The sequence below is a fragment of the Micromonospora sp. NPDC047620 genome (assembly GCF_043205005.1).
In the GTDB taxonomy this organism is placed as follows: domain Bacteria; phylum Actinomycetota; class Actinomycetes; order Mycobacteriales; family Micromonosporaceae; genus Micromonospora.
The window spans coordinates 1-1,533 of record NZ_JBIDDG010000106.1; the positions used below are offsets into that span (position 1 = coordinate 1).

The window sequence follows — 1,533 nt, forward strand, 5'->3', positions numbered from 1 at the left end:
CTGGGACAGCAGCCCGAAGAAGTACGCGATCAGTGTCTACTCCACCGCCAAGGCACCTGCTGAGATCGCGGGCAAATCCGGCAACATCGGTCAGAAGGACGTAACGATCGTCGGGCGCACCGGAACGGAATTTAGGTCCTCTGGTTGGGACACGCAATGCAATGTGGTGTTTCCTGCCGCTCAGGGAGCGGTGCAGCTTCAGATGCTGGGACGGCTGTCGGAGGACAATCCAGAGGATCCGTGCGTCATGCTCGCGCGTGTAGGGGACGCGATCGTTCCGGTACTGCCGAAATAACAAGGGGGACAAGATGACAAGCGAGGACCTTGCGGCATGGCAACAGCAAGCGGCTGCCGCTCGCGCCGGAGAACTCTATCTCGATGACGAGGCTGTAGCGCGCGAGTGTTTGGCTGCCTGTAACAAGCGCATAGACGACTTGGAGCAAACCGCCAAATTGGTCCAGCAGGTTGAAAATGTCTCGGGTTTCGGGGATTTCGATATGGCCCGCCAGCTTGAGGACAAGTTCAAAACGCAGGCCAGCGGTACCGACAACTCGATCGCTGAAGTCATCAAAGACCACCTGGAGACGGTGAGAAACATGCAAGAGGTCATGGCGATTTCGCTGGCTCGGCTCACCGGCCAGGACTACACCAACGCCAGCACGCTCAAGAGCATCGTCGACCAAAACCCCGCCCCGAAGTAGCCGGAGGGCGGTGTGCCGCAGTGCCACCTCCATGCCATCCACGGGCGGCGTGTCAGCGGTGTGCAATAGGCGCGCCGCGGTGCGCAACAGGCGGCGACTTAGTGCCTCTCACCTGCTGTGATTGGGGCGGCGCGCCGACGACTGCCGCTGGTAGGCGCGGTGCTGCAACATCGGGCCGGAGGTACTTAAAATCCGCACAGTGTCGGTTCGAGTCCGACCGGGGCACCGAGAAGGTGGCCGGTGGACCCAGGCGGCGCCCTGGTCAGGGCCCTGCGGCCGGATATGGAACCCCGTCGTGCGTTGCCGCGTCCTATAGTCCGTAGCGAAGTTGTCTGTCGAGCGGGAGGACGTCGGGTGCAGCGACGAGTGGCAGGGGTGGCGGTCGCTATCGGGGCGGTGCTGGCGGTGATGACAGCGGGGTGTAGCTCGACTACGGACGGTGCGGCTACCTCGACCACGAGCGATGCTGCTGCGGCGCTGTGGGATCCGTGCACTGGGATTCCGGATGGCGCTTTGACCGCGGCTCAGGTGGACCCCAGCACGAAGCAGTCCGGAATCGGCGGAGTCGAACAGCACGGGTGGAAGATCTGCAAATGGAAGGGCGCGAAGTACTCGATCTCGGTGTATTCAACCGCCGCGCATTCCCCGACGGAGATAGCGAACAAGGCCGGCAATACGGGACAGCGTCCGGTCACTATGTCGGGCCGCGCAGGTACCGAGTTTCGGGCGGGCGGCGAGACGGAGTGCGATGTGGTATTCGACGCTCAGCAGGGAGCGTCAGTCCAACTCCAGGTGATCGGGCGACTTGCGGAGGACAACCCGATTGACCCAT

The 1,533-nt window shown here is 62.7% G+C and carries 3 protein-coding genes; all 3 read left to right on the top strand.

Features of this window, described 5'->3' with window-relative positions:
• Nucleotides 1–295 (top strand): hypothetical protein (locus ACGF5C_RS34490; protein ID WP_393308568.1); only part of this gene is annotated, 295 nt, incomplete at its 5' end.
• A 13-nt stretch (nucleotides 296–308) separates the two neighbouring features.
• A complete protein-coding gene (locus ACGF5C_RS34495; protein WP_393308570.1) occupies nucleotides 309–701 on the top strand; it encodes a hypothetical protein in 393 nt (130 codons plus the stop codon).
• A 408-nt stretch (nucleotides 702–1,109) separates the two neighbouring features.
• Nucleotides 1,110–1,533 (top strand): DUF3558 family protein (locus tag ACGF5C_RS34500; RefSeq protein ID WP_393308572.1); only part of this gene is annotated, 424 nt, incomplete at its 3' end.

Bases quoted from the DNA above. Each gene is read 5' to 3' on its own strand.
- ACGF5C_RS34495 (WP_393308570.1), top strand. From the start codon at position 309: ATGACAAGCGAGGACCTTGCGGCATGGCAACAGCAAGCGGCTGCCGCT.